This window comes from Brevibacillus sp. LEMMJ03 (assembly GCF_007197875.1).
In the GTDB taxonomy this organism is placed as follows: Bacteria; Bacillota; Bacilli; order Brevibacillales; family Brevibacillaceae; genus Brevibacillus; species Brevibacillus thermoruber.
In genome coordinates, this window is sequence record NZ_VKJN01000002.1 from 17,627 (window position 1) to 39,898 (window position 22,272).

General features: G+C 58.1%; 18 protein-coding genes. 4 read left to right on the forward strand and 14 right to left on the reverse strand.

Annotation, left to right across the window (positions count from 1 at the left end; genetic code table 11):
- The first annotated feature begins 315 nt into the window (after positions 1 to 315).
- Positions 316 to 1,731, forward strand: coding sequence for an amino acid permease (locus FOI68_RS02730; RefSeq protein WP_143862256.1), 1,416 nt, complete (start codon positions 316 to 318; stop codon positions 1,729 to 1,731).
- Between the two features lie 161 nt (positions 1,732 to 1,892).
- Here the strand turns inward: FOI68_RS02730 and FOI68_RS02735 are convergent, their stop codons facing one another.
- From FOI68_RS02735 to FOI68_RS24180, 11 genes are all read right to left on the reverse strand, one after another.
- Positions 1,893 to 3,314 (reverse strand): aldehyde dehydrogenase family protein, encoded by a 1,422-nt coding sequence (locus FOI68_RS02735; protein WP_143862257.1) that lies wholly within the window; start codon positions 3,312 to 3,314, stop codon positions 1,893 to 1,895.
- 25 nt (positions 3,315 to 3,339) lie between these two features.
- Positions 3,340 to 4,689, reverse strand: a complete 1,350-nt coding sequence (gene gabT, locus FOI68_RS02740) for a 4-aminobutyrate--2-oxoglutarate transaminase (RefSeq protein WP_044897509.1) — start codon at positions 4,687 to 4,689, stop codon at positions 3,340 to 3,342.
- A 231-nt stretch (positions 4,690 to 4,920) separates the two neighbouring features.
- On the reverse strand, positions 4,921 to 6,669 hold the full coding sequence (locus FOI68_RS02745; RefSeq protein ID WP_255433363.1) for a sigma 54-interacting transcriptional regulator: 1,749 nt from the start codon (positions 6,667 to 6,669) through the stop codon (positions 4,921 to 4,923).
- A gap of 209 nt (positions 6,670 to 6,878) precedes the next feature.
- Entirely contained in the window at positions 6,879 to 7,100 is a 222-nt protein-coding gene (locus FOI68_RS02750) for a helix-turn-helix domain-containing protein (protein ID WP_003387736.1), read from the reverse strand.
- Positions 7,101 to 7,386: 286 nt separating this feature from the next.
- Positions 7,387 to 8,277, reverse strand: coding sequence for a hypothetical protein (locus FOI68_RS02755; protein ID WP_143862259.1), 891 nt, complete (start codon positions 8,275 to 8,277; stop codon positions 7,387 to 7,389).
- A gap of 67 nt (positions 8,278 to 8,344) precedes the next feature.
- Positions 8,345 to 8,665, reverse strand: coding sequence for a hypothetical protein (locus FOI68_RS02760; protein WP_143862260.1), 321 nt, complete (start codon positions 8,663 to 8,665; stop codon positions 8,345 to 8,347).
- Between the two features lie 384 nt (positions 8,666 to 9,049).
- The gene (locus tag FOI68_RS02765) at positions 9,050 to 9,976 is read right to left on the reverse strand and encodes an ABC transporter permease (protein ID WP_029097584.1); all 927 of its coding nucleotides are present in this window, start codon (positions 9,974 to 9,976) and stop codon (positions 9,050 to 9,052) included.
- 31 nt (positions 9,977 to 10,007) lie between these two features.
- On the reverse strand, positions 10,008 to 10,871 hold the full coding sequence (locus FOI68_RS02770) for an ABC transporter permease subunit (protein ID WP_029097585.1): 864 nt from the start codon (positions 10,869 to 10,871) through the stop codon (positions 10,008 to 10,010).
- Between the two features lie 164 nt (positions 10,872 to 11,035).
- Positions 11,036 to 11,494 (reverse strand): chemotaxis protein CheX, encoded by a 459-nt coding sequence (locus tag FOI68_RS02775; protein ID WP_029097586.1) that lies wholly within the window; start codon positions 11,492 to 11,494, stop codon positions 11,036 to 11,038.
- A 100-nt stretch (positions 11,495 to 11,594) separates the two neighbouring features.
- Positions 11,595 to 11,975: a hypothetical protein gene (locus FOI68_RS02780; RefSeq protein ID WP_143862261.1), complete on the reverse strand. Its 381-nt coding sequence runs from the start codon at positions 11,973 to 11,975 to the stop codon at positions 11,595 to 11,597.
- Between the two features lie 109 nt (positions 11,976 to 12,084).
- Positions 12,085 to 15,843: a S8 family serine peptidase gene (locus FOI68_RS24180; protein WP_143862262.1), complete on the reverse strand. Its 3,759-nt coding sequence runs from the start codon at positions 15,841 to 15,843 to the stop codon at positions 12,085 to 12,087.
- 191 nt (positions 15,844 to 16,034) lie between these two features.
- Between FOI68_RS24180 and FOI68_RS02790 the strand changes: the two genes are divergently transcribed.
- Complete coding sequence (locus FOI68_RS02790) at positions 16,035 to 16,478, forward strand: MarR family winged helix-turn-helix transcriptional regulator (protein WP_035300435.1); 444 nt, start codon at positions 16,035 to 16,037, stop codon at positions 16,476 to 16,478.
- Between the two features lie 6 nt (positions 16,479 to 16,484).
- Entirely contained in the window at positions 16,485 to 18,068 is a 1,584-nt protein-coding gene (locus tag FOI68_RS02795; RefSeq protein WP_143862263.1) for an MDR family MFS transporter, read from the forward strand.
- 127 nt (positions 18,069 to 18,195) lie between these two features.
- Here FOI68_RS02795 and sdhB read toward each other — a convergent pair whose 3' ends face one another.
- Genes sdhB through FOI68_RS02810 form a run of 3 tightly spaced genes read right to left on the reverse strand, consistent with a single transcriptional unit; the run spans position 18,196 to position 21,354 of the window.
- Positions 18,196 to 18,945 (reverse strand): succinate dehydrogenase iron-sulfur subunit, encoded by a 750-nt coding sequence (gene sdhB / locus FOI68_RS02800; RefSeq protein WP_044897495.1) that lies wholly within the window; start codon positions 18,943 to 18,945, stop codon positions 18,196 to 18,198.
- Positions 18,946 to 18,963: 18 nt separating this feature from the next.
- Entirely contained in the window at positions 18,964 to 20,724 is a 1,761-nt protein-coding gene (sdhA, locus tag FOI68_RS02805; RefSeq protein ID WP_029097592.1) for a succinate dehydrogenase flavoprotein subunit, read from the reverse strand.
- A gap of 18 nt (positions 20,725 to 20,742) precedes the next feature.
- Entirely contained in the window at positions 20,743 to 21,354 is a 612-nt protein-coding gene (locus FOI68_RS02810; RefSeq protein WP_029097593.1) for a succinate dehydrogenase cytochrome b558 subunit, read from the reverse strand.
- A gap of 410 nt (positions 21,355 to 21,764) precedes the next feature.
- Between FOI68_RS02810 and FOI68_RS02815 the strand changes: the two genes are divergently transcribed.
- Positions 21,765 to 22,211: a DUF2507 domain-containing protein gene (locus FOI68_RS02815; RefSeq protein WP_143862264.1), complete on the forward strand. Its 447-nt coding sequence runs from the start codon at positions 21,765 to 21,767 to the stop codon at positions 22,209 to 22,211.
- The last annotated feature ends 61 nt before the right edge of the window (positions 22,212 to 22,272 follow it).

The window sequence follows — 22,272 nt, forward strand, 5'->3', positions numbered from 1 at the left end:
ACGATGAATCGATCCGCGTTGCGAAAAACTAAGTAATACAGTAAGAATACTATATTTTTTGATTTCCGAGTAGGTTCAGTTCGTCATCTCTACCCTCTCCCCCCCATCTCCAGCCGTCATTCAAAAATGAAAGGCGATGATTCAAAAGTGAATAGAACTAGGCCGTTCGATTCTATTTTTCCAAAAATACAAATTGGTATAATATTTGCATACTTAAATCAAGCGCGGCACAACAGCAAAGGAGGAAACGTCGATGCAGCATGATTGAATCAGGTTTCGAGGTGTATGACACATACCAACAGAGGGGGTATCCATATGGCCCAACAGCATAGCAACACCTTGCAAAAAAAGCTGAAACCGCGCCATTTGACGATGATCTCGATTGGCGGGGTGATCGGTGCGGGATTATTTGTCGGCAGCGGTTCCGTGATCAATTCCACAGGTCCAGGTGCCATTCTCTCGTATGCCTTGGCCGGGCTGCTCGTGGTGCTGGTCATGCGCATGCTGGGAGAAATGGCCGTCGTCAATCCGGACAGCGGCTCCTTCTCCACCTACGCCCATCAGGCGCTGGGGCCTTGGGCAAGCTATACGATCGGCTGGCTGTACTGGTTTTACTGGGCCATCGTGATTGCCATCGAGGCGACGGCAGGCGGCGCCATCGTTCACGGCTGGATTCCGTCCGTGCCGGTCTGGTTGTTGAGTCTCATTCTTACCGTGTTGTTGACCGTTACCAACGTGCTGTCCGTGAAGTCCTTCGGCGAATTTGAATACTGGTTCGCCATGATCAAGGTGGTGGCGATCAGCCTGTTCATGTGCATAGGGGCTGCCATTCTGCTCAATCTGGTCCCCGCCATCCCCTCGCCGGGATTGTCCAACCTTTTGGGACAGGGCGGATTTTTGCCGAATGGCGCCTCGTCCGTATTCGTCGGGATCGTCGTCTGTGTCTTCTCCTTTTTCGGAGCGGAAATCGCGGCCATCGCGGCAGGCGAAACACCCAACCCGGAAAAATCCGTCGTCGTCGCCATCAAAAGCGTTGTCTGGCGCATTCTTCTCTTCTACATCGGCTCTGTCGCCATTCTGGTGATGCTTCTGCCCTGGAATGCCGCCGACCTGTTGAAGAGCCCGTACGTCACAATGCTGGACATGCTCGGCATCCCGGCTGCCGCGCAAATCATGAACGTGGTCGTGCTCGTATCCGTTCTGTCCTGCTTGAATTCCGCGCTGTACACCAACTCGCGGATGCTGTATTCCCTGGCGCGCAAAGGGAATGCGCCGCGCTCTCTCCTGCGGGTGAACAAAAACGGGGTTCCCGTTCGCGCCGTCCTGGCGAGCACCTTTTTCTCCTATGTCTGCGCGATTTTTCACTTTACGTCTCCGGACAAGATCTTTCTCTTTCTGGTCAACGCGTCCGGCGCCATCGCCATTCTGGTGTACCTGGTCATCGCCGTGTCGCACGTGCGGATCAGAAGAAAACTGGAGAGGGAAAATCCGCAGGCCCTCACCCTGAAAATGTGGGCGTTTCCCTATCTCACCTACCTGACGATGGCCGCGATGGTTCTCATTCTGGTGTCGATGCTCTTCCTGGAATCCATGCGATCCCAGCTCTACCTGACGATGCTGATCACCGTTCTCGTCGTCGCCTCCTACTTCCTGTTCAAGCGAAAACCCGCCGATACTACTCTGGAAGCCAGCGAGCAGGAAACGGGACACGAAAACCAGAGCGCCTCGTAATACCCAGCAAAAAATCCGTTAGCGCCCCGAGCGTTAACGGATTTTTTCACGCCAGGCCGCGGCATGCGCACATACCTGACCCCCACAGAAAAAACCAGCCGACACCTGCATGCAGGCATCGGCTCGTCCTCGCTGTGGGTATGAAATTGGCTGGTCGATTGCTACAGGCGATGAAAAATCACCAGTTTGCTTTCCGTCATCTCTTCCACCGCGTACCTGACGCCTTCACGGCCCAACCCGCTTTCCTTTACACCGCCGTACGGCATGTGGTCGACGCGGAAGGTAGGCGTATCGTTGATGATGACACCGCCGACCTGGAGCTTTTCGGCAGCCTCGAACGCCGTGTGCACATTCTCCGTGTAGATGCCCGCCTGCAGCCCGTACCGCGAATCGTTGACCAGCTCGATGGCTTCCTCCACGGATGCGACCTTGTTGATCAACACCACGGGCGCAAACACTTCCTGGCAGGACACTTTCAGCGTCGGCGCCGCGTCCAGAATCACCGTGGGCAGGAGGCAGTTGCCCTCCGCCGTACCGCCGGTGACCACCCTGGCGCCGTGCTGCACCGCTTCGTCAATCCAGGCCAGGACCCGCTGTACTTCGCGCGGGGCGATCAAGGCGGAGATGTCCGTCTCGGGCAGAAGCGGGTCGCCCACTTTCAACTTCTTGGCGGCCGCGATGAATTTTTCGACAAACTCCTCATACGCCTCCTCGTGGACATAGATGCGCTGCAGCGAAATGCACACCTGCCCCTGGTAGGAAAACGCGCTGGTTACGCAGCGGTTGATGATCTTGTCGATGGTTACGCCCTTGTCGACGATCACAGCCGCGTTGGAGCCCAGTTCCAACACGACGCGTTTTAACCCGGCCTGGTTGCGAATCGCCTTGCCGACCGCGGCGCTGCCGGTGAAGCTGATCATGCACACGCGCTCGTCGGTTACGATCTGTTGGCCCACTTCCCCGCTGCCCGTAACGATGTTCAGCGCGCCGTCCGGCAGCCCCGCTTCCTGCAGCAGCTCGGCCAGGAAGAACGCCGACAGCGGCGTCTGCGGGGCGGGTTTCAACACCACGGTATTGCCCGCCGCAATCGCGGGCCCCACCTTGTGGGCGACCAGGTTCATCGGAAAGTTGAAGGGGGTGATCGCTCCAATCACGCCCAGCGGCTCCCGGGTGGTATACGCTACGCGCCCTTCCCCGCCCGGCGCCGCGTCAAGGGCAATCGTCTCCCCGTGGATGCGCTTGGCTTCCTCCGCGGCAAATTTGTACGTCGTGATGGTACGCTGAACCTCCGCTCTGGCCGTCGTGATCGGTTTGGCCGCTTCCCGCGCGATGATGACCGCCGCTTCTTCCTTTCGGTTCTCCAGCAGGGTCACCAGCTTTTCCAAAATGGCGGCGCGCTGGTGGGCCGGCATTTTCGCCATGGTTTTTCGGGCCTGGTACGCCGCCTCAATCGCCCGTTCCACCTCGGCTGCTGTCGCCATGGGAATCTCCGCAATCGTCTCTCCGGAATACGGAGAAAAAAGGGGGGTGTAAGCCGCGGCTTCCACCCATGCTCCGTTGATAAACAATTTCTGTTTCGTCATCTGTGCTCCACTCCCTCATGCGAATTTACGGCGTGACGAGTTCCCCCAGGACTTCTTCGATAATGTCAAGGCCTTCGTCCAACTGCTCATCCGTAATCACCAGCGGCGAGAGAAAACGCAGAACATTGCCGTACAGCCCCGCGCTTAACAGAACCAGCCCGCGCTGAATGCACTCCTGCACGATCCGGCCGGTCAGTTCCTTGTCCGGCTCCTTGGTGACCGGATCCTTGACCAGCTCAACCGCACACATGGCTCCCAGACCGCGCACGTCGCCGATCACCGGATACGTCTGCTGCAGGCTGCGGAAGCGGTTTAGGATGCGTTCCCCAATCGCGTTTGCCCGGTCCGGAATGTTTTCCCGTTCAAACATCTCAATCACTTTCAAGGCCGCCACGCATCCGAGCGGGCTGCCGGCATAGGTGCCTCCCACTTCGCCGGGGTTGGGCGCGTCCATGATTTCCGCCCGCCCGGTCACGGCGCTGATCGGAATGCCGGCCGCGATGGACTTCGACATCGTCATGAGATCCGGCACGACGTCAAAATGCTCCATGGCAAACATCTTTCCAGTGCGGCCGAAGCCGGTTTGCACCTCATCGGCGATGAACAGAATCCCGTGCGCTTCGCAGATGCGTTTTACCCCTTGGACAAAGGTTTTGGAGGGAACCACGAATCCGCCTTCCCCCTGCACCGGCTCCATGATAATCGCAGCCACGTCTTCGGCAGGCACTTCGGTCAGGAAAAAGGTCTCCAGCCGCTGCAGAAGCTGCCGGTCCAGTTCGTCGGGGGTCAACCCGTCGGCGCGGTAGTAGTACGGGTAGCTCATCTTGTAGGTGTCGGGGGCAAACGGACCGAAGCCGTACTTGTACGGCTTTACCTTGCTGGTGAGCGACATGCCGAGCAGCGTGCGGCCGTGGAAGCCCCGTTCAAAGGAGATGATCGCTTTGCGGCCGGTGTACTTCCGGGCGATCTTCACCGCGTTTTCCACCGCTTCCGCCCCGCTGTTCAGAAACATGGTTTTCTTTTCATGCGAACCCGGGGTGATCTGGTTCAGCTTCTCGGCCAACTGTACATACGATTCGTACATGAACACATTGAAGCCGGTGTGAATGAACCGGTCCAACTGCTCCTTGAGCGCAGCCACAACGGTGGGGGGACAGTGTCCGGCGTTCAGCGTTCCGATCGCCCCTGCAAAATCGATAAAGGTATTGCCGTCGACATCCGTAATCAGCGCACCTTCCGCCCGATCCGCGAACGAATACACCGTATGGGAAAGTCCGCGCGTCACGTTCTTGTCCCGTTTTTCCAGGATTTCCCTCGCTTTCGGACCGGGGATGGCCGTGTTCACTTTGACAAAGGTTCGGGTGGTGGTCTTCATGGTAAACCCTCCTCGGAAGTTCGTTTCTGTCACGATTTTACCCTAGCAAGGATCGTGCCAACCCGAAAGCATGGGGGCGAACGGCTGTCGACACCGTGCCATCCTGCCGGTTATTCAAAAATGAATGACCGTTATTCAATGCTGCCGGTGTCCCCGGTGCCGTTCGCAAAACCTGCGCCGGAAGCGTATTCTGATGTGCCGTCAAAAAAACCTTAGCCGGCTGATACCGGACTAAGGTTTCGTCTCCTGCTTCCTGTTTCGGCTGATTTTCTGAAACCGCCTGCTGAGTGTGGGCTGGCTTACTTCCAGCACCTCGGCCACCTTCGTAATCGTCTTGTACTTGGCCAGGGCCAACTGAATGAGCTGCGATTCCGTCAGCTCCACCGCTTCCTTCAGCGGGATAATCCGGTTGACCTGGACGGGAGGCTGGTCCTTCTCCGCCCGATGGCTCAGAATGCTGGTCAGTTCATTCGCGGTAATCAGGTTTCCGGGGGAGATCACCATCGCCCGTTCGATCACGTTTTGCAGTTGTCTCACGTTTCCCGGCCAGTGGTACGCGTTCAACATGTCGATGGCGTCCTCGGAAAAATACTTGCGGGTCGAAAACTTTTTGTTGAATTTCTCCAGAAACGCGTAGACGAGCGGCTCCACATCCTCGATCCGCTCCCGCAGCGCCGGGATGTACAGGGGAATCACGTGCAGGCGGTAGTACAGGTCTTCCCGGAACTGCCCGCGCTGCACCATCTCCTCCAGATTTTTGTTGGTGGCGGCGATGATCCTCACATCGACGGGAATCGGACGGGTTCCTCCCACCTTCAGGATTTCCCTTTCCTGCAGGGCCCGAAGCAGCTTCACCTGCAGGTTGAGCGGCATCTCGGCAATCTCGTCCAGGAACAGGGTTCCTTCGTGCGCCAGCTCAAACAAGCCCTTTTTCCCCTGCAGGCTGGCACCGGAAAAGGCTCCCTTTTCATACCCGAACAATTCGCTCTCCAGGAGGTTTTCCGGAATGGCCCCGCAGTTGATTTTGACGAACGGCTTCTCCCGTCTTGCGCTGCTGTTGTGAATGGCATTGGCGATCAGCTCTTTTCCCACGCCCGATTCGCCGTACAGAATCACGGTCGATTCCACAAGCGCGATCCTCTTCACCTGCTCCATCACCCGGGCCATGGCCTCCGACCGGTAAATCACCTCGTTTACGGCAACGAACTGGTGATTTCTCAGCTCATCGATTTCTTCCTTGTATTTTTGGGTCAGGCTCTTGGCTCGCTGCAGCTCGTTTTTCAACTCGGTCACTTCGGTAATATCCCGCGACGCGATGACAATTCTCTCCAACTGCCGTTTCTTGTTGAAGATCGGGTTGCCGACCGCCAGGATTTTGCGTCCGAAGCGATTTTGCTGCACGATGGAAATCTTGCGCTTTTCCTCCAGCACCTTGCGCGTGACGGACGGCTTGAACCAGCCTTTTTCCTCCAGGTCGAGGATGTTCTTGCCCACCACCGTGGACAGGTGAACCCCCCATAAATTGTTCGCGCTGCGATTGGACACGCGCAGGATCGTCCCTGTCGCGTCTACGACCAGGATTTCATCGTAGATGGAATCCACGATCGCTTCCAGGTCTTTTGTCAATTCCGTCACATCCTGTGACAGCTTTCGTTTCATCAGGACGTTTTCCATCGTCACCGCGTCCAGCCAGCCAATGATCTCCCCCCGCTCGTTCTGGATGAGCCAGAAGGACGCCTGGTCGGGCCGCTGCTGAAACAGCGCCTCTTCGTCCACCACGGCAAAGGGTTCGCTGCAGGCCAGCTCTGTAGTTCCCTTCCCGAGCTGCCGAAGGAGTCCGTGCGCGTCGCACACGCCCACGATTTCCCCGCGGCTGCGCACGACCAACAGGCGAGCCCCGCTGCTGTGGACCTGTTTCAGGGCTTCCTCGACGGTAACGGGATGTTCCACGATCACAAAATCGTCGTATATCGCTGCCATACGCTCCACAGTCATCTTCCTTGTGATCCAAAATGAACGTGCTCGTTTCGTTCGCCGTCCGATGGTGGCCCGATCACGTGCGGCAGAAAGGAGCACCTTGTAGATGAAGTCTACCACAAAGCGTTCAAAAGGCCAAAGCGTTCCTTTCCACAAAAAAAATCCTCCCTTCCATTCGCAAGGGAAGAAAAGGGAGGCCGGGTGGACTGGGTTCAAATCTCTAACTCACCAAGTCGAACGAGTTCGACTACTGCTTGAGATCGACCTTTGACACCTAATTTCTGCATGACATTGCTGATGTGATTGCGTACGGTCTTTTCGCTGATGAAGAGTTGTCCGGCAATCTCTTTCGTCGTCTTATCCTGGACCAAGAGTTCAAACACTTCTCTTTCTCGATTTGTCAACAACGGCTTGGTTTGGTCGCTACCCTTCAATCGTGCCACCCCTCCTTGTGGGCTCTACAGGAACAAGGTTGAGGGATTACAGAGTCACCTTATCCTATGTAGGGGGGTGGGTGGTGGTGCCGGAATTACAGGGATTTTAGGCTTTTGCCTTACATCTTATTCAGAAAATGGGCGATGGGTTCCGGGGGAGAGGGGGAGCGGAAAAGGCCTCCAACAAATTAAAATACGCCCTCGGCTTGGAAGTCTTGTGCTCTGCAGAAGGCGTTTCCGATCAGGCGTTGTAACCCGTTTCCCGCCAATAGGCAGTCCACTTCGATCACGGTTTCTGAAGCATAACCTCACCCGTTCGAAACGAAAGGGTAATTCTCTTGCCAGCCTCATCCTGGGAGATGTGAATGGTCTTGTCCGCATCACTTACTTCCACGAACATTTCACCATCTGCTTGAAAAGACGCTTCATTGTCAGTCACCTCAACTGACCATCCCTCAGGTTGAGTGAGGTTCGGTATCGCCCGGGGTTGCCATTGCTCTTCACGCAATGTCCACGTGGCGAGAAAAACAGGGTGTGGTTTCTCTACGGTCAGGTAGCCGGTTAGACCAATGAATAGCCCATCTTTCGCTTTGGTCACGACAAAATCGTTGGTGATTTCCGCTCCTTGTTCGATCAGGGTTTGCGCATGCACCTTACCGTTTGCGTCTTTCCATTGGACAAAGGTCCAGTTTCGCTCTAATGTCCCCAACAGCTCGGGTAGGCCGGCATAGTGAACGATCCGAAAGCTGGTTCCATTTTCCACTTTTGTCTTGACCACGATCTGCTGATCAAGTTTTTGTGAAAGATCCTGGTCTGAGTATGCCATGCTTCCTTCGGATTGAAGAAACGATTCCACCCCTTTCAGAAACGATTCGAGCGCTTGCGAGCGTTCGTCAGTGGAGCGATTTGTGTCGCCAATCGTACTCAACATTCCCTTCAACTCACGCAGCGCTTGTTCAAGCTGCTGAGTGTGCCCTTGAGAAGGTTCCTTGCCCGGTTCCTCGACAGGTTTAGGCACTGGTGTTATCGTCTGGGCAGTCAGCTCTGGTTTCACAGCCACCACTTTTGTGACCGTGTTTTCATGCACCGGTTGGGAAGCTTGTTTTTGAGCGCATCCCGCCAAGAGACCTGCCAGAATAAAGGCGACAAGCCAGGATTGTTTAGGAGCTGCCATCATGATCCCGCCTAGTTCCAAATTTTCCTAGCAGATATCATTATAGAATACCTTCAATGGTGAAAAAAGATTATCGCTTGATTTTGCGGTCCGACAGGCCATATTGTTTCGCCAGATCATACTTCTTCCCGTGGACGGTGCCTCCCCCAATGACAATAGTCATTTTGCGGCTGAGTACGTCATCACGCCAGCGCGGATTGGACGCATCGGCAACTTCCTTGGCGATTATACGCATTTTTTCAATGTGGCTCAGCTTTTTACCTCTGATTTGCCGTTCGATTTCTTTTGCCGCTGAATTTTTGATTCCGCCGTTTTGCACCGCAATATCGAAGGCCAGCGCCAGGTGCTTCCTTCGAACGATTCGGTTATACTCCCCGTTTTTTCTTTGCAACCTCAAGGGCGGCAGATTGTTCAGATTGTCCGGTTTGTGCGTACACTCCAGAAGTAGTGTCTAAAGTGACTCGATTTGGTAATTTAATTCTCTAGTCGAGAGGAATTTACACACAAATATGGACTTGATCTTTTTTCCACCCCTTTCACTGTAAATAACGAAGGATGAAGCGGAACATGTGACAGCCAGCATAAAAAAATTCCACGGCGGTTGTAATCCGTTTGGTTAAGATCCCCTGTACTCCTCTCCGCCAAGCAAAAAGCCGCCCGACCGGTATCGAGCGGCTTTCCTGTTTGCTTGACACTATCATCGTACCATCGCGAAACGAAAAAGGTGTATCGTTCCTGTCTCAAAAACGGATCACATCTGTCTCGCCCTCTCCGATCAGATATACGGCGTGCGCTGGTACGTCTCGCGGAAGTGATCGCGCAGGCCCTTGGCGAGCAGGGAAAACGACCCGACGGCAAACATGAAGGCGGCCAGCGGAATGGCGAAAACCCAGGGGGTGTTGCTGTAGACAAAGCCGCGGTAGGAGCCGAGCAGGCCGGCCCACTCATGCGTCATGGAGTGGAAGAGAACCGGGTCGTACGTCATCTTCGTGCCGCCGATGAACAGGTCAAACATGCCCAACAGCCCCATCAGCGTCATCACGGCCACCGTCTCCGTCACCAGGATGACGATCACCTGTTCTTTGATGTGCGGCAGGACGTGGCGAAACAAGATTTGCTCCCGTCCCGCTCCCATGGAAACGGCGGCCAGCACAAACTGCGTCTCTTTGATTTGCTCCGTCTTCTGCCGGATGGACGAAGCGACGCTGGGCACTCCCAGCACCGCCGCTGCGCCGATAAACAGCGCGACCAGGGTGGAGGTGGGCAGCTCCGGATTGATGCTGACCCCTCGCAGCAAAAAATAGACCGGGATGAACAGCGGCAGGTAGCTCCAGGCGTTTTCCACCGACAGCCACCAGCGCTGCGGCTTGTCCTGGATGCCGATGTACAGGCCGACCAGCGTGCCGAGCAGCACCCGGAGCAGGGCGACGGCCAGCGTGACGAAAATCGTGTACGGCGCCCCGTGAAGCAGCAGCGTCAGCAGGTCGTAGCCCCACTTGTCCGTTCCCAGCCAGTGCTCCGCGGACGGCGCAAGCGGCGGCATGACGATCACCGTTTTGCCGTTCACCGTCTCGCTGTGCAGCTTTTCCTGAAAATCCAGCTCGTACGGAGCGATGTGCGGCCCGACGATGCCCAGCACCACGAGAAACGACACCAGGACCGTCCCGATCCGCAATGGCCAATTGGTTCGACGTATCTGCATGACAAAACCTCACTCGTGTGCATCTAAACGCTCATTTGTAGACGAACGCCCGCTCAAACAGGTACAGGATGGCCCGGATCAGCACATAGACGAGGATGGAGAGCAAAACGATGCTCATCAGCCCCATCACGGCCGCGTTGAACTCAAAGCCGCCGTCCTTGCTGAAAATGAACCGGGTCAAGCCGACGACGTTCAGCAGGTATTCGACGACAAACAGGTTGGCCACCGTGATCGCGATCGTCTTTTTCAGGTCGGCCACCAGGAACGGTTTGACGTTCTTGTAGACGTGGTGGACGAGAATGTGCCAGATGCCCATTCCTTTGGCCAGCGCCGTACGGATGTAGTCCTCTCCCCCGATCTGGGCGTACTTCAGGCTGACTCCCTTCATCAGGAAGATGGTGGGCCCGATGGCCAGGATGGTCAGGGGAAACCAGTTGTTGTCCGCGTCGCTGAAGGGCGAGAGCGTGATGATGCGGATGCCGGTCCACTTGTAAAACTGGATGGCGGCCAGGATGGCCAGCATGATGAGGACGAAGTCGGGCACGGTGGCGATGACGTCCAGCGCCCGCTGCAGTTGGTGAACGGCCCCGAACCGCTGCAGGAACAGCCCGAACAAAAGACTGACGGCGACCGCGATCAGGACGCTGAAAAACAGCAGTTCAAACGTGCTCAGCGCAAACGGCCCGATGTCCTGGGCGATGCTGCGCTCCGTATTCCCCACCCAGTACGTGCCGAGCGAACCGTCGGCGATCTGCTCCAGCAAATACACCGTGCGGACGATCACGTTTTCCGGGGAAACGTGCACCTCGTCCTTGTCGGTGTAGAGCATGAACGGCGCGCCGCAGACGGCGACCACGAGCAGAAACATCCCGATCAACTGCCTGACGTAGGACAAGCGGATCAGCCCTCCTTCCTATTTCCAACAATACACGATCTGGAAGAAATCAGCCAGACAATCGCGAGTATTTTCCGTTTTCACAAAATTCCGGGTGCCCCTGGAGAAGGGCCGCCATGACGCGACGTAAAAAGGCGTGCCGCCTCCTGACGCACGCCTTACCCCTATTTCACCACGATAACCTGTATCTCCATCCGCCCCATGTCGCTCAGATCCAGCGGGGCCGACAGGGCCGGGCCGCTCACCGCCAGCATGTCACGGTGCTGAATCAACTGCGGCGGCGTGATGTCAATTTCGACGCCCTGGCTGTACAGAATCGTGCTGGCGTTGCCGGAGATCATGTTGCCCAGTTCGGAAATCGCGCTTTTTCCCAGCTCGTCCAGTTCACTGACGGGAAAACCGCCCATCATGGCCGAGACGATTCGCAGCGCGAGGTCGTTGTGCAGGCCGAAGAAGACGTGGCCTTCCAGATGGCCGGTCATGCCGATGCGAATCCAGGTATGGTCGTCCCGGTAGTCCCACTCAGTCACGGCCAGCTCTCCCCGCGTGACGGTCACGTTGCAAAACTGTTGAATGACCGCGGAGGCCGACTCCAGAAACGGATTGAGGTATTGGACGTTCATGATAGTTCCATTCCTTTCCCGGGCAAAATCTTCCTGTTTGTGCCCATTATAATGTCGAAATTTGACAGTTACAAGAGATTTGCAAAAAAATTGTAATGCTTTAGTCCCGGATAACGAGAACACCAGGAAAGAGGTCCCTGATCTCGGCGGCGGTATCCGTCCGCACCGTGTAGATCCGCACGCACGCCCGCACATCCAGCACCTCCACCCCCACCTCGTGACGGCTGAGCTGCCACAGCGGCCCCTCCAGCCGTTCAAAGGCAAACACCGTATCCCCAAAGGAGAGACACTCCCGGACGCACCGCTCCGGCGGATAGTCCGGTCCCGCCTCCAGCAGGTGGACGGGTTCGAGGCCGAACTGCTGCAGCAGATGAAGCCGGTCGGCCAACTGGTCGCCCCGTTTGCGCGAAACGCTGCGGCGCGGCGAGAGCAGCGGATACGCCTCCCGTACATATTCCCACTTGATGCCGTGAAAAAACATGGAAATCTCCTCCTAACCCAGAAACGCTCCCGCGGCAATCCCCGCTATGCCGGCATGGGCGCGGAAGCGGTTCCCTTGCAGCGAAAAAAGGATGTCACAAAGACATCCTTTATCCGCCTTTCCCGACGACGGTGATCTCGCCGTGGGCCTCCCGTCCCAGTGCGTCGGTGGCCACCACCGTCAGTTTCTGCTTGCCTTCCCGGACGCCGTCCAGCAGCACGCGAAACTCGCCCCGGTCGTTCACGTCCGCCGGGACCCGGCGATCGCCGTAGACGATCTGCAGCCGGACGACGCCCGCAGCCGTCACTTTTCCGGAGACGGGAACCGATGCCCCGACGCGGGCTTCCAGGCTGTTATGTTCCAGTTTCAGCGTCGGAGCGGGCAGCGCTCTGGCCGTGTAGGTGAGCCGCTGCTCCCCGTGATGCAGCACCAGCGAACCGGCATGGGCGTCGACGTACGCGTAGATCACCAGCGAGGATTGGTTGCCGGCCCCGTCCTTGCCTTCCAGCAGGATGCGGTTTTCCCCGTGCTTCAGGGGCAGCGTGTGCGTGAACTGCTTCCAGACCGGCTTTTCCAACTGGTCTTCTTCCCAGCTCGCGACGATCTGCCCGTTGACGCTGGCCTGCCCCTTGTACGTCAGGTCGCGGTAGTGGAAGCGGATCGGGACGAGCATGCGCTTGGTGCCCCCATCGTACAGAATGTCTTCGGAGCCGTCGTTTGCCAACTGCAGGAGCGGCGGAGCCGTGTCCACGATGACCCGCTGCGTAAACTGCCGGGTGTTGCCGTACATGTCGCTCGCGCTGTACGAGACGTAGTTCAGCCCCTCCGGCAGGCGCAGGACGGTGTGAAACGCTCCGTCCGCCTCCACCTCCACCGGGGTTTTGTTGATGACGAGCCGCACGCGGTCCAGCATGTCTTCCCCGCTGATCCGTCCGCTGATCGCCACTTCCGGCTGGCGGGAAATCAGCACGTAGCGGAACAGGTCGTTGGGGAACTGTACATACGGCGGAACGACGTCGCTTTTCCCGTTGAGGTGGACGATGCTGAAGTTGCCGGCGTAATCGTAGGCGACCAGCGTGACCTTTTTGTCCGGCTGGCTGACCACCGTGCCGGTGACGTTGGCCGAGTACGGTCCTCCCGTCTTTTTCCCGCCCACGTACAAGAGGTAGCCCTGCACATCCTTGTCCCTAGTGCTCCACTGGACGCGGTTGCCCGACAGGGAAGCGGTCACGGCGGGCGCTTTGGTATCCACCCGGACGGGCAGGGTCAGCGTCTGCCAGTTGGCGTTGCGCCCGTCGATTTTGGCCCGGACGACGAACTGGTAGGCGCCGTCCGGCACCGGCTCGTACGTGCCTTTTTCCGGGGAGTACGTCCTGCCGTCCCAGCTCCACTCCTCCCGTTCCGTGTAGTAATAGGGAATGCCCAGCTTGGACTGGTCGTACTTGCTCACCTTTTCGTCGCGGACCAGCGAGCGGATCGGTTTGCCCGTGCTGTCCGTCACGTCCACCATGACCTGCCGGGCGTTGCGCAAAAAGGTGATCGACGGGGCGGCCGTGTCGTAGTGGCCGTCGCCGTTGGGAGAGAACGCGATCTTCGCCGGGTCCACCTGGACCGTCCCGTCTTCGCTCACCCCGACGACTCCCAGGTAATCGCGGTATTTCCACTTGTCGTTTTCCTTGTCGTGATACCAGGCTGTCTTCACGCCGGTTCGCTTTTCCTGGCTGGCTTCCTCCCACATGGGGGAGTCCATCACCCGCGGCTCGTCCCAATCGCCGTAAAAGCCGTAGTACGGTACGCGCAGGACGGGCTCGTCGCCATTCACCGGCTCAAAGGCGATAAACCCTTCGGCAAAGAGGTTGCGCGCCGTCTCCGGGGGAATGTGCAGCGTCACCTTGACCTCCGCCCGCTCGCCCGGCCGGACGGTCACCTGCTGGCTGGAAAATTGCAGCCGCGCCCCTTTCAGCGGGGTTTCCGTCAGCAGGTTGAGCCCGTTCTGACGCAGGTCGGTCAGCACGCCGAACTCGTCCTTGATCCGGTAGGTGAGCGGCTTTTTCCCGAACTTGTTGTCCACGAAGAGCGAAAACGTCGTCCGGGCGCCGATCTCCCCGAGCGAAACGCCCGCCTTTCCTTTGGCATCGGTGACAATCGCCGGCGTCTTGATCGCCTTGGCGATCTGCAGCAGCCCTGCTCCCTGGACGCGCGGGCTGTACGGCAGCTTTCCCGGACGGCTGCCGTCGGAAACGGCAGCGATTTCGCGCGGGTCGAGGACGGGAGCGGCCGTATTCATCGCGGCGGCCTTCAGCGTCTCCACCAGCGCCCGCCCTTGCAGGCTGCGCCCCTGCTTCAGATACGCCTGCTTGATGAGCGCCATCCCTCCCGCGACGTGCGGGGTCGCCATTGACGTGCCGCTTTTGACCGCGTAGTCCGACTCCCGCACCGTCGACAAGATCCCTCCGCCCGGTGCGGCAATCTCCGGCTTGAACTGCAAATCGGGCGTCGGCCCCCAGGAGGAAAAGGCGGAGATGGTGCCCCCGTCCGGATACGGCATCGGATTTTGCGCGTACTGGCCGTCGAAGCTGATCGTAACCTTTTTGCCTTTTTTCAGCGCCTGGGCCAGCCGCTCGCCCGTCTGCTTCAAAATGGATACCGCGGGAATCTGTTTGGCGTTCTCCGCGCTGATGATCAGCGGCCCCGACTGGTTGTTGTAGATGATCACGCCGGCCGCTCCCGCTTCCCGGGCCAGCCGCAGTTTCTCGTCAAAAGGGATGTCGCCCCGCTCCAGGAGCACCACTTTTCCCTTGACGGAGACATTGTAATCTTCCTTTTTCCCCTTGCCCATGTAGATCAGCTCGTACGGTTTGATCAAGGCCTGGACGGGGTTGATCACGCTGCCCCCGGCGGCGTGGCCGTGCAGGTAGACCACCCGCTCCAGCCCGGGAACCCCCTGTACGGAAAAGCTGTAGCCGGCCAGGGCCGTCGCATTGACCGACGCGACGGAGAAGGCGTCCGGCGCCAGACCGGGAGAGCCGATCATGGAGACATCGGGATTTTGCGCCTTTACCTTGTCGCTGCCAAAGTAGGCGTCGTTGCCCGCCGCCGCCACCACGATCACGCCGCTGTCCACCGCCCGCTTGACGGCAAATTGCTCCGTGTTGGTCTCGTCCACGTACCCGGCGGCTGAGCCGAGGCTCAGGTTGATCACATCCGCTTTTTTCGCGATCGAATCGTTGATCGCAAACAGGATCGATTCGCTCAATCCCGGCACTTCCCCCTGGTAATTGCTGAATACTTTCTGGCTCAGCAGTTGGGCTTCGGGCGCCACGCCCTTCAGCTTGCCGTTTGCGGCCACGATCCCGGCGACGTGCACGCCGTGCTGCGATTCGCCCACGTCCTCGGTCGTCTGGTTGCGGTCTGCCCAGTTGTAGCCGGGGATGACCTTTTGCGTCGAACCGGATTTTTGCTGGGCAAGCCGCTTGTCGCGCGGCGCAGGCAGATCGGGGTGCCTGCCGTTGATGCCGGTGTCGATCACCGCCACCAGCATGCCTTCCCCTTTGACGCCGGCTTCCTGCCACGCTTTCGGCGCCTCGATCATCTCCAGCCCGGAGGCAGGGGGCTGTGCCACCTGTTCACCCTGCAGCACATGCTCCGCCGCGTTCCACTCGTCTGCGCCGGCAGCATGAATCCCGCCGCGCTCCGGTTGAGGCAGAGCCGCCTTCGCCTGCCAATGGGCATCGCGAAGATCCTGACGCACCTGTTTGGCAAAAGCGGCATCCTGCCCGCGTTGGTTGGCCTCTGCCTTCCACATCTCCACCGTCTGCGCCGGAAGCAGGGATAGCGCCATCCCGATGCACAAGATCCGTTTTTTCATCGTCTGCCCCCCAAAAAACATCCATTTCCTTCAGTTTTCCTTTGAAGGGAGATTCGTATTCCCATAAATCGGATGGCCGCGCAGATTGACAAATGGATTCACGCACTTTATATTTAAATACGTTAAATATTAATCCCGATAAATTTTAACGGCAGGAAATGAAGAGCCGGCGATGATGGAAGGTGTGCGTCATGGATCAGAAGGACTTGGATCAAGCGATCGAGCGGCTTCAGATCGCCTTTTCCACGACGATGAGAAAACTGGGACCGGAACTGGCGGAATCGTCCGCGGATCTGACCGGCCCGCAGTTTTACATCCTGAGTCTTCTCTCCAAAAAGGGACCGCGTTCGGTGACCGAACTGGCGGACAACATGTGCGTCAAACCGAGCGCGATCACGGCGATGGTGGACCGGCTGCTGAAGCACGGATTCGTCCAGCGCGACCGGGACGAGCACGACCGCCGCGTCGTGACCATCCGGTTGACCGAACAGGGGGCGGCCATTCTGCAGCAGGCCCAACGGAAGCGAAAAGAGGTTGTCCAACGCTATCTGCGCCATCTGACCCCGGATGAGCTGGACGCGCTCGTCCGCCTTTTCGAAAAGCTGGCCCGCATCGCAACACATGAGAAGGAGTGACATCTTATGCAGGAACAACAGGAAAAACGAGGACTTCTCATTGTCGGACTGTTAGTGGCAATGTTGTTTGCGTCTCTGGACAATACGATTGTGGGAACCGCCATGCCGCGCATCGTCGGCGAACTGGGCGGCTTGGGGGTCATGACCTGGCTGACCACGGCCTACATGCTGACCTCCACGGCCGTCGTGCCGATCACCGGCAAATTGGCCGACTTGATCGGCCGCAAAGTGGTCTATGTGACCGGCTTGATTCTTTTCATGGCCGGTTCCGTTCTCTGCGGGGCCCCCCAGACGATGAACCAGCTCATCGTCTTCCGCGCGATCCAGGGCATCGGCGGCGGCATCATGATGCCGATGGCGATGATTATCGTCGGCGATCTGTTTACCGGCGAGCAGCGGGCCAAATGGCAGGGGGTCTTTGGCGCCGTCTTCGGACTCTCCTCCATTCTGGGGCCGCAGGTTGGCGGGTGGATCGTCGACACGCTGAACTGGCGATGGGTCTTTTACATCAATCTGCCGGTCGGCATTCTCGCCGTCATCCTGATTGCGCTGGCACTCAAATCGCAGCGGATCAGCGGACCGGTCAACATCGACATCTGGGGCATGTTCACCATGACCGGCGGCGTCGTCAGCCTGCTTCTCGCCCTGACGTTTGGCGGAAAGGACTTCCCCTGGACGTCGTGGCAGATCCTCTCGCTGTTCGGGCTGTCGGCCGCGTTTCTGACCGCTTTCGTGATCGTGGAGTCGAGAACGGCCGAGCCGATTCTGCCGCTGCATCTGTTTCGGAACAAAACCTTCTCGCTGCTGAACGGCATCGGGTTTCTCATGTCGGTCGGGATGTTTGGCGCCATCATGTTCGTACCGCTGTTCATGCAGGGCATTGTCGGCATCAGCCCGTCCGAGTCGGGGACCATCATGGTGCCGATGATGCTGGCCATGATGCTGACCAGCATCGCGGGAGGCCGGATCGTAAAGAAAATCGGCGTCCGCACGCAGATGCTGATCGGGATGATCACGATGGCGGCCGGCTTCTGGCTGCTGTCTACGATGGTCGTAACCACCTCCAAATGGGAAGCGATGTCGTACATGATCGTGCTGGGACTGGGGATCGGGCTGGTGATGCCGCTGATTACCATCGCGCTGCAGGAATCCTTCCCCAAATCGGAACGGGGGGTCGTCACATCCTCGAGCCAGTTCTTCCGTCAAATCGGCGGAACGTTTGGCATGACCGTTCTGGGAGCGGTCATGAACCATCGCTCGACCGCCCTGCTGACGCATGACCTCATGCCCCGTTTGGAAAAACTGCCGCAGCAGGCTCACGGCATGGCGGAGCAGTTTTCCGCGATGATTCAGACAAACCCGCAGGGCCTGTACTCCATGCTGCTGAGCCCGGAAGCGCTGGCCTCCATTCCGGCCGGCATCCGGCAGACCCTGCTGCCGATTCTCAAGACGGACATGGTCGCCTCGCTCCATGAGGTGTATCTCGTCGGACTTGTCTTTATCCTGGCGGGCGCCGTGCTTGCCATGATGCTCGGCAAAATCAAGCTGTCCCCTCCGGAGCAAAAGGCGTCCGCTCAAAAAGCCGCGTAAACATCGCGCTGCGCTCGTTCGGAAAAAGGCACGATCATCGATCCAGGCAGACGCCAACATGCAAACAGGCGTGCAAACCACGGTAACGGTTTGCACGCCTGTTGTCTGTCATCCCCTGCACGAGAAATCAGGAGAAGAAGAATTTCTTCAGAGCGTATTTGGTCGTCTCTTTGTTCATGTGAGCGATGGAGGTGGTCAGCGGAATGCCTTTCGGACAGGCTTGCACGCAGTTTTGCGAGTTTCCGCAGTCGGCGATGCCGCCGTCTTCCAGCAGCGCTTCCAGACGCTCGTGCTTGTTCATCGCACCTGTCGGGTGCTGGTTGAACAGACGCACCTGGGAGATGGCGAACGGACCGATGAACGCCGATTTTTCGTTGACGTTCGGGCACGCTTCCAGGCAGACGCCGCAGGTCATGCACTTGGACAGTTCGTACGCCCATTGGCGTTCCACTTCCGGCATCCGCGGACCCGGACCCAGATCGTGGGTACCGTCGATCGGAATCCATGCCTTGACGCGTTTCAGTGCGTCAAACATGCGGCTGCGGTCAACGGACAGGTCGCGCTGAACCGGGAAGGTGCTCATCGGTTCCAGACGGATCGGCTGCTCCAGCTTGTCGATCAGAGCGGAACACGCCTGGCGCGGTCTGCCGTTAATCACCATGGAGCACGCGCCGCACACTTCCTCCAGGCAGTTGGATTCCCAGTTGACCGGCGTCGTTTTTTGGCCTTGCGCGTTCACCGGATTGCGCTGGATTTCCATCAACGCCGAGATCACGTTCATGTTCGGGCGGTACGGAACCTTGAATTCTTCCTTGTACGGAGTGCTGTCAGGGCTGTCTTGACGGGTGATAATCAGGTGGACAAACTTTTCGGCCATGATCAGTTCCCTCCCCTCTTACTTCTTCTTCTTGTCGGACGTGTAGTCCCGCTTACGCGGCGGAATCAGCGATACATCCACGTCTTCGTAGTAGATCTCCGGCGCGGTGGTCTCCGGATTGTATTTGGCCATCGTCGTTTTCAGGAACTTCTCGTCGTTGCGCTCCGGGAACTCCGGTTTGTAGTGAGCGCCGCGGCTTTCGTCGCGCATCAGCGCACTGATCGTGATTACGCGGGCAAGCACCAGCATGTTCCACAGGTGACGGGTGAAGGCTGCGCCGGAGTTGCTCCACTTGCTCGTGTCGTTGATGTTGATCCGCTTGTAGCGCTCCATCAGTTCCTGGATCTTTTCGTCCGTCTTCTTCAGGCGGTCGTTGTAGCGCACGACGGTCACGTTGTCGGTCATCCACTCGCCCAGTTCCTTGTGCAGGAGGTACGCGTTCTCGGTGCCGTCCATCTTGAGAATGTTGTCGTATTTCTCCTGCTCCTTCTTCGTGTAGCTGTCGTACAGCGTGGAGGGCAGAACGTCGCAGGACTGCTCCAGACCGTTCATGTACTCGATTGCCTTCGGACCTGCCACCATGCCGCCGTAGATCGCGGAAAGCAGGGAGTTGGCGCCGAGGCGGTTCGCACCGTGCTGGGAGTAGTCGCACTCACCCGCAGCGAACAGACCCGGGATGTTGGTCATCTGGTTGTAGTCTACCCACATGCCGCCCATCGAGTAGTGCACGGCCGGGAAGATTTTCATCGGTACCTTGCGCGGGTCCTCGCCCACGAACTTCTCGTAGATCTCGATAATACCGCCCAGTTTGACGTCCAGCTCTTTCGGGTCTTTGTGGGACAGGTCGAGATACACCATGTTTTCGCCGTTGATGCCCAGCTTCAGATCCACGCAGACGTGGAAGATTTCGCGGGTGGCGATGTCGCGCGGCACCAGGTTGCCGTAGGCCGGGTACTTTTCTTCGAGGAAGTACCACGGTTTGCCGTCCTTGTAGGTCCAGACGCGTCCGCCTTCACCGCGAGCCGACTCGGACATCAGGCGCAGCTTGTCGTCGCCCGGGATGGCGGTCGGGTGAATCTGGATCATTTCGCCGTTGGCGTAAATGACGCCCTGCTGGTACGCCGCAGATGCCGCGGTACCGGTGTTGATGATCGAGTTGGTCGATTTGCCGAAGATGATGCCGGGTCCCCCGGTCGCCAGGATGACGGCATCGGCGCGGAAGGATTGGATCTCGCCGTTGCGCAGGTTCTGCGCCGTGATCCCCCGACAGGTGCCGGCGTCGTCCAGAACAACCCCAAGGAAGTCCCAGTATTCGTACTTGGTCACGAGACCTTCCGTTTCAAAGCGGCGCACTTGCTCGTCCAGCGCGTAGAGGAGCTGCTGCCCGGTCGTTGCGCCGGCAAACGCGGTACGGTGATGCTTGGTCCCCCCGAAACGGCGGAAGTCCAGCAGACCCTCCGGCGTACGGTTGAACATGACGCCCATCCGGTCCAGCATGTAGATGATGCCCGGAGCCGCGTCGCACATCGCTTTGACAGGCGGTTGGTTCGCCAGGAAGTCGCCGCCGTAAATGGTATCGTCGAAGTGCTCCCAGGTGGAGTCGCCTTCCCCTTTGGTGTTCACCGCGCCGTTGATGCCGCCCTGCGCACAGACGGAGTGGGAACGCTTAACCGGAACCAGGGAGAACAACTGTACGGGAACGCCCTTTTCTGCTGCTTTGATGGTAGCCATTAATCCGGCAAGGCCGCCACCGACAATGATCAGTTTACCTTTTGCCATGAATGAGTCCCCCTATCCCTACAGAATGAATGCAGACATCGCCCGCAAGCCGATGAGCGAAACGATTACAAAAATGCCCATGGTCAGATAAGTGGCGAAACGCTGGGAACGTGGACCGACGGTGATGCCCCAGTGTACGAGGAACGACCAGAGACCGTTGGAAAAGTGAAACACGGTGCTGAGAATCCCGATGGTGTAGAAGACGACCATCAGCGGATCGCTGAGAATGTTGGCCATCATGTCAAAGTTCACTTCGGCACCCAGCGCTTTTTGAATGCGCGTTTCGTACACGTGCCAAGCGATAAAGATGAGCGTGATGATACCCGTAAGGCGCTGCCAGAGGAACATGTGGTTGCGGAAATGTCCGAAGTTGCCCACATTGTGTTTCGCCTGGAAGGCAATGTAGATCCCGTACACGGCATGGAACAGGATGGGAATGTAGATGAAGATGAATTCCACGGCGAGCAGGAATGGAACGTGTTCGATCATTCCTACCACCTGGTTGAAGGCTTCCGGTCCCCGGGTTGCCTGATAGTTCGCCGTCAAGTGGAACAAGAGGTACAGCCCGATTGGGAACAAACCGAGAAAAGAATGCAGCTTGTGGTTCAGAAAGCTATGGCCTTTCGCCATACAATGGTCCCCCTTTCAATTGTATGTAGCGTTCTTTGCTAGATCTTTTCCCCACTATCCTAACCCATTGCCCCGCCGGTTAGACATGAACCGCAGCAGCCTGCCGTCCCTGCCGCCCGGCTTGGCAAATTGTGTCGGAAAACGGAAAAAAGTTGGGCAAAACGTTGAACCACAACCAATTGTACTCCTGTCTCCTAGGAGCGTCAAGACAGTGAATAGACTAATTCCATTGTTGGATTACACGTATCAATCGTCCGATTTTTCTATGAATCTGTCATAGACGCGGCCGCTCTCTCATAGTCTGGTACCAAACAGGTTGACCAATCGGCTGCAAAAGACCGGCGTCCGCAGGAGGGTCCGACAGCGGACAAGCCATCGCGCGGCCTGCAGCCGGGAAGGAGGATCGCGAAATGAAAGAACCGGATCAACTGGGAGCCCTGCTGCCTTCCCGCGTCATCGCCGATATCGAGCGCATCCACATGCCCTATCTTGGCTATCACTTGCTGCGGGAGCACCTCACCCGCACGCTGCTGGGCGAAAGCGAACCGCCCATTCTCCACTGGCTGGGAAAGGAAATGGGGCGGCAGATTCCCATCCGCTCCGCCAACGGCCTGGTGTTTCCCTTTATCCGCCTGGGGCTGGGCAAACTGGACCTGCTGGAAGACGGGGAGCGGCAGCTTCGTTATCGCCTGACCCATACCATCTATCGCTACATGTCGCCCGAACGGATCAACCGTTCCCTCTCCCTGGAGTGCGGCATCATCGCCGGCGCTGTCGGCCGCTGGAAGGAGCAGGAGACGGAAGCCCGGATGGAGGCGGAGGAGACGGGCAGCGTCCTGATCACGGTCCGCTGGTAAGGCCTTGCCGGGACGGGTACGGGCCGGACGGACAAAATTCGGATGGAGAGGCACCGTATCG